7 protein-coding genes are annotated in these 6,109 nt (G+C 40.5%); 1 reads left to right on the forward strand and 6 read right to left on the reverse strand.

All coding sequences use genetic code 11. The annotated features are described in order from the left end of the window. Positions 1–291 precede the first annotated feature (291 nt). The 5 genes from EI164_RS14125 to EI164_RS14145 all read right to left on the reverse strand — a co-directional run bounded on the left by EI164_RS14125 (position 292) and on the right by EI164_RS14145 (position 5,222). Positions 292–1,269, reverse strand: a complete 978-nt coding sequence (locus EI164_RS14125) for a siderophore ABC transporter substrate-binding protein (protein ID WP_192520565.1) — start codon at positions 1,267–1,269, stop codon at positions 292–294. After that, positions 1,266–2,042: an ABC transporter ATP-binding protein gene (locus tag EI164_RS14130; protein ID WP_192520566.1), complete on the reverse strand. Its 777-nt coding sequence runs from the start codon at positions 2,040–2,042 to the stop codon at positions 1,266–1,268. The genes EI164_RS14125 and EI164_RS14130 overlap by 4 nt, the downstream gene beginning before the upstream one ends. Further along, complete coding sequence (locus EI164_RS14135) at positions 2,039–2,989, reverse strand: iron chelate uptake ABC transporter family permease subunit (protein WP_192520567.1); 951 nt, start codon at positions 2,987–2,989, stop codon at positions 2,039–2,041. Before EI164_RS14135 ends, EI164_RS14130 begins: the two co-directional genes overlap by 4 nt. Continuing rightward, the gene (locus tag EI164_RS14140; RefSeq protein WP_192520568.1) at positions 2,986–3,924 is read right to left on the reverse strand and encodes an ABC transporter permease; all 939 of its coding nucleotides are present in this window, start codon (positions 3,922–3,924) and stop codon (positions 2,986–2,988) included. Before EI164_RS14140 ends, EI164_RS14135 begins: the two co-directional genes overlap by 4 nt. Positions 3,925–4,265: 341 nt before the next feature. Then, positions 4,266–5,222, reverse strand: coding sequence for a helix-turn-helix domain-containing protein (locus EI164_RS14145; RefSeq protein WP_192520569.1), 957 nt, complete (start codon positions 5,220–5,222; stop codon positions 4,266–4,268). A gap of 213 nt (positions 5,223–5,435) precedes the next feature. Between EI164_RS14145 and EI164_RS14150 the strand changes: the two genes are divergently transcribed. After that, a complete protein-coding gene (locus tag EI164_RS14150; RefSeq protein ID WP_192520570.1) occupies positions 5,436–5,741 on the forward strand; it encodes a cupin domain-containing protein in 306 nt (101 codons plus the stop codon). 173 nt (positions 5,742–5,914) lie between these two features. Here EI164_RS14150 and EI164_RS14155 read toward each other — a convergent pair. After that, positions 5,915–6,109: IS3 family transposase (locus tag EI164_RS14155; protein WP_192519320.1), on the reverse strand; the 195-nt coding region annotated here is incomplete at its 5' end.

Genomic DNA, 6,109 nt, shown 5'->3' on the forward strand with positions numbered 1-6,109 from the left:
TATAAATACGAATAAAAACACAAATGATAATCATTAATAATTTTAGATAAAAAACTTTCTGCTTCTCATTTAACTATTTACTGGCTCTAGGGCGTGTCTTCATTTCAAAAATAGTGATAAAAATGAGATAAATTGCCGTCAAACAAGAAAAGTAGCGCAGATAATATCGGGATATTAACCAGCTATTTGACGATGTTTGGCAAGATTTAGCCATTTTTAGCCCATTTAGATGACTATCGGGTGAATTGAAGACACGTCCTAGTTCAAAAACTCTTTCCTCTTAGAATATGTCTAGGAGATTGACTGATAACCTTTGAGAACATCATCCATAATAATGTTGAGCGAGGTTGGACTAGCAGCCGCTATATACCACGCATCCGCATCAACAAAAACGACATGACCATTTTTCCATGCTTTTGTTTGACGCAATAAAGGGTTGCTAATGTCATCAGGACTTATAACAGAGCGACGCTCCATGACAGCGGTACGGTCCACAATATAAATAATATCCGGATCCGCCTGCTGTATGAATTCGCTAGAAATAGGCTGCCCATGTAGGCTAGTTTCTACCGTGGTACTTGCAGGTTTGACACCCAAATCATTAAAGATAAAACCATAGCGTGACTGCACACCAAAATTACTAAAAGCTCCGTTGTTATGTAAGACAACCAATGCTTTTTCTGGGCGATTTTTTGTGAAGGTCTGAACCTCTTTAACTCTTGTATCTAACTGCTTGACCTTTTCCTCCGCCAACGCTTCCTTATCAAAAATACGACCCAGTGTTAATAGATGATTTTTGACACTGGCTATATGCTGCTGATGACTGTTATTAAAATTCACATCGAAATGTAGGGTTGGTGCAATTTCTGACAGCTCTTGATAATGAGCCGCATGAAGTGGCGTCATCAAAATAAGATCAGGATGTAGTGCATGGATACGTTCCATATTCGGTTGTACAATAGCGCCTAAATCCTCCACACTAGCATCATCTTTATACTGAGCAAGAAAATGAGGTACATAATCTTTCACCATGCCTGCAATTGGCACATCAAGCTGATCCAAAAAATCAGCTTCATTCATATCCAGTACCGCGACACGTTGCGGACGATTATTAATGACAGTAGTACCAAGCTCATGATCGATGGTAATAGGTGTGTCTAGCGCTTGTATCGTCTGCACAGATTGAGTAGATTCTTTTTCACATCCTTGCAGTGGAATAGCTGCCGAGATCGCTAATGCCCAGACCCAACCGCTCTTTTTCAAACTCATACTTTTACCCCTGATAAATTGAAGTAGTTGCACAAGCAACCACGTTCATTACGAATAATTTCAAAATCAAGATCGTATAGCTCACTTAAATTGGTTTCTGTCACAACCTGTGCAGAGACTCCACTGAAGCTAAGCGCACCATTTTTCAAAGCCACAATATAATCAGAATAATTGGCCGCAAAATTGATATCGTGAATCACCAAAATCACCGTACGGCCCTGCTCATCACATAGACGACGTAGGGCTTGCATAATCTGCACAGCATGTTTCATATCTAAATTATTCAGAGGCTCATCCAATAACAACACGTCCGTTTGTTGCGCAATAGTCATTGCCAAAAAAGCCATTTGACGCTGACCACCACTTAATTCATCTAAATAAGCGTGACGTAAAGGCTCTAATGCTAAAAAACCAATCGCCTCATCAATGATTTGTCGATCCTCTATCGTCAACGAGCCACGACTATACGGAAAACGTCCAAAAGAGATCAGCTCTTCCACTGTCAATCGTAAATTAAAGCCCGGAGACTGCCGCAGTGTGGCCACATGATGAGCATACTCAGAAGTACGAATTTCACTGATTTTTTGACCATCAAGTGACACATAACCACTACTCGGCTCCAATAACCTAGCCATCATCATCAATAAAGTAGACTTCCCTGCACCGTTAGGACCGATTAATGAGGTGATACGCCCCGTTGGAAACGCCAGAGAGACATCAGATAGCACGGCTTTTTTACCATAACTTTTATGGAGGTTACTAACGGTAATCATGTAATCCCTCTAGTACGAACAGTCAATGCCAGAAAATAGATACCACACACCAGATTGACAAGAATACTGACACTGGTTTTATAGTTAAAAACATGCTCAACGAATATTTGTGCAATCAAAAATATGGCTATAGAGACCGCACAACCTATAGGTAATGTAACTTTATGCTTACTACTTCCTGCAAGCGCATAAGCTATATTGGCAATGAACACGCCCATAAAGGCCGTGGGGCCAATCAAGCTCGTTGACACAGCGACGAGGATGGCAATTAAAGCCAAATACAACTTGACGTATTTGGCATGATTGATACCAAGTGACATCGATTGCTCACGACCGAGAGCCATCACATCTAAAACAGGTAACGTCTTACGACTCACCCATAACACCGTTACTACCGCTAGTACGCCATACCAAACGGTTTCAGGATTGGATCTATTAAAAGAGGTATAGCTCAACCCTTGAAAAACCGAAAACTCACCTGGACTGATACGAAGCTGAATAAATTGTGTGACCGTGCCAATGACCATTGTCAAAACCAGACCAAATAGCAGCAGCATAAAGACATCGCTTTTGCATCGAGGTAACAGCAAACGATGCAGTGCCCACGAATACACCAGCATCAACATGATGGATGCGATGAAATTACCGCTGACACTTAGCATCATCAGCCCGTTCGTACCCATAACCAAGAGCAACAGCGCTTGCCACAGCAAATAAACAGCCTCATACCCCATAATTGAAGGCGATAAAATACGGTTACCTACAATGGTTTGAAATACAATGGACGAAACAGCTAAGCAGACACTACCAAGTACAATGATTACTAGACGCATAAAGCGTTTCGGAATCAAATAATCAAAATCTAATCCTGAGCCTATCAATAAGAAAACAAGCGCCAAAAGAAGAATCAGTAGCAGCATCGTCCATATTTTTACAGCTTGGCTCATTTGACACCCTTCATAATCAACATGAGGAAAATCACACCGCCCACCCCACTAGCAGTCAGCCCGATAGGGACTTCGAAAGGATAGATAATGACTCGCCCAAAAATATCACAAATAAGCAGTAAACCAGCGCCGCCCAGTGCAACGATGGGCAATGTTCTTGATAAGTTTTCTCCATATTTCAGAGCGACTAAATTAGGGATGACAAGGCCGACAAAAGGTATCGCACCAATAGTGATAACCGATGCCGCAACGGTCACCGACACTAAGATAAGCCCCAATGCAGCTGTCGCAGCATAACGCAATCCCAAACTGGCTGCCATTTCCTCACCCATGCCCATCACCGTGAAACGATGCGCATAAAGATAAGCCAATACAATAATGGGCAAAATGATATAAATAAGCTCATATTGACCTTGTACAACCCTCGAAAAATCTCCTAACAACCAGCCTTGCATACTTTGTAAAATATTATGCTGATAGGCATAAAACTCAGCTATCGAACTCAGCACACTGCCATACATCAACCCAAGTACAGGAATCAGCACAGAGTTTTTGAAGGTAATACGGCTGATGATAAAAATAAAAAGCAGACTCGCTGCAAAACAAAAGAGCATAGCAAATAGCATTTTATTGCTTGTGCTGGCACTAGGAAGCATCGTTAGTGAGACCAAAATACCAAGCTTGGCTGCATCCAAACCACCTGATGTGGCAGGTTCGACGAACTTATTGCGCACAATGTGTTGCAGAATAACACCACTGACAGACAACCCTACCCCTGTTAAAAGCAGTGCAATCAATCGCGGTATACGGCTGGCCGTGATGGTCAACCACGCGTCGCTTGAAAAATTAAAGAGCGCGACAATTGACGTCTGCTTTGAACCCAGCATTAAAGAAATAGCACAGAGTAAAGTGAGTAACAAAAATAGTAAGCGCATTATTGAAACTCTTCTGACTTATATAGATACGAATGAATTTTTACTCTACAGAACACCATCACAAGCCTATAAAGCAATTTGCTGGGAATTTTTTCATTAAAGTATAAATGAGAATCAATCATACTATGCTTGTTTGAATAGATACATTGAGTATAAGGTGAAACTGGGAAGTTATACGGTGAATAAGGGAACTTATTCAGAATGGCATCTAATCATTTTCCAATGTCAAAAAATCAGATGAACTCAAACACAGCAAGAGGTTGGCGTAAATAATTCGCCTGTATTCAAGGCCTGTTTAGCGTATTTTAGAGAATAGTAGCAGCTTGACATAAATAGGCCGACTAGATAAGTTGTGTGGGAGTGACGCCATAAAATTTGGCGAATGCTTTGCTGAAATTACTGGGATCATGATAGCCAACATACCATGCCGTTTCCTGAACACTTTTATATTCATCTAACAATAAACGCATTGCTTCCTGCATACGTAATTCACGGATGAACTGACCTATTGTTTTGCCCGTTTGTTGTTTGAACTGTTGTTTTAGATAGCATTCGTTTATACCCACTCGTTGAGACAACAAGGAGATTGTTAGCTTATGCTTGTACTCTTGGCGAATAATATCAACGGCGTGATCAATTTGGCTTTTTTGGTTTATTAATCGACCAGATTTGTCCTGAATACCTAGCATGTCTTGACAGAGAAGTAACGCTTGGCTCTCTAAAGTCAAGCGATCACTCAAAGTGTAACAAGGTAGTGAGAGGATATAAGCGGCGCGAGCAAGTAGCCGTGGCTGATTTGATAAACGGACCTGAACCATTTCAGGATCTTGATCGTCAGCTGGCAATAACCAAGCCGGCAAATCGAAGCTTTCTGCCCAACGTGACAGTAGCTCTTGATTAAAATCGATCGATACTACATGGCTATTTATGGATGGTCTCTGCAAATACTCAGTATCGGTAGTAGAGTTTATATCACCAAAATCTCCTGATCGTCGCCAAACTTGCTTCGAGTGGATGTTTGTATCGGTAGGTAAATTACTAGCATGTAACGTATAGTTTGCATCTACAACCAAATGCATGCCAACATCACAAGAAAATGGCGCAGCCGGTTCAACCACAGGTTGCTCATCCGTGATGCAGTTTCGGCCGAGCACAATACCGTTATGCAAGCTCAGCAAGTCACCATAACCAGAGCTACCATCGTAAGTTGGACGTTTAATCAAATAATCAGAATCAGGGCGATCAAAATCCCAATATTTGGTCTGATAGTGGTCATAAAATGTGTTCAGGTCTGCCATAAAAATATAATCACAATGTTTTAGGATGTGGTTTGAGTGAGTAGAGAACAGATGTTTTATTACATCCAGATAAAACAGATTCATTTGAATGAGTCGTAAAATTTCAACTCTTGAAGTAATCATAGCATTATTAGCAATAAACAATCATTTTAATGTAAATGATTATCAATCAAATATAGATAACTGTAACTAATATATCAGGATGAAGTAATAATGAGCCTACTTATAGCCAACATAAAGAATGAACTGGATGACATTAAAGCATTTTGGAAACCTACTGATATTGCACAATTTAATCAGTTGACCGTCAAACTGGCCAAACTAAAAGGCGAATACGAGTGGCATAATCACGAACATGAAGACAAGTTATTTCACATACTGTCAGGACAGTTATTTATTATATTAAAAGACAAAACTATAGAAGTGAATGCTGGTGAAATGGTCGTTATTCCTAAGAATACTGACCATAAGCCTCATGCTCCGACTGAGGCTAGCGTGATGTTTTTTGAGCCTTTATAAATCAGAACCCACATTTACTGGTAACTCTAATGATCAGTTAACGAAATCACTGCCTATAAAATAATATCATCACATACATTTTAGTCGACCTACCTTGATATGGTAGAGGCTGAGAAAATGGAAGCAGAAATCATTGAACCGCCCCGACTATATCGGAGAGTGGATTGCTTGAGTCAGGCAGCTTTGTCTGACTCACAAAGACTATCATAGTATCGTCTCTCAAACTCAAAAGGCGACACATAACTAATCGTACTATGAATGCGAGTTTTGTTAAACCAATCGACCCATTCTAGGGTTGCTAATTCAACATCGTTCACACCTTGCCACTGCTGTTTTAAATATTCAATCACCTCTGTTTTATAAAGCCC

The sequence above is a fragment of the Psychrobacter sp. FME13 genome, assembly GCF_014861395.1.
Classification (GTDB): domain Bacteria; phylum Pseudomonadota; class Gammaproteobacteria; order Pseudomonadales; family Moraxellaceae; genus Psychrobacter.

Bases quoted from the DNA above. Each gene is read 5' to 3' on its own strand.
- EI164_RS14125 (WP_192520565.1), bottom strand. From the start codon at position 1,269: ATGAGTTTGAAAAAGAGCGGTTGGGTCTGGGCATTAGCGATCTCGGCA.
- EI164_RS14130 (WP_192520566.1), bottom strand. From the start codon at position 2,042: ATGATTACCGTTAGTAACCTCCATAAAAGTTATGGTAAAAAAGCCGTG.
- EI164_RS14135 (WP_192520567.1), bottom strand. From the start codon at position 2,989: ATGAGCCAAGCTGTAAAAATATGGACGATGCTGCTACTGATTCTTCTT.
- EI164_RS14140 (WP_192520568.1), bottom strand. From the start codon at position 3,924: ATGCGCTTACTATTTTTGTTACTCACTTTACTCTGTGCTATTTCTTTA.
- EI164_RS14145 (WP_192520569.1), bottom strand. From the start codon at position 5,222: ATGGCAGACCTGAACACATTTTATGACCACTATCAGACCAAATATTGG.
- EI164_RS14150 (WP_192520570.1), top strand. From the start codon at position 5,436: ATGAGCCTACTTATAGCCAACATAAAGAATGAACTGGATGACATTAAA.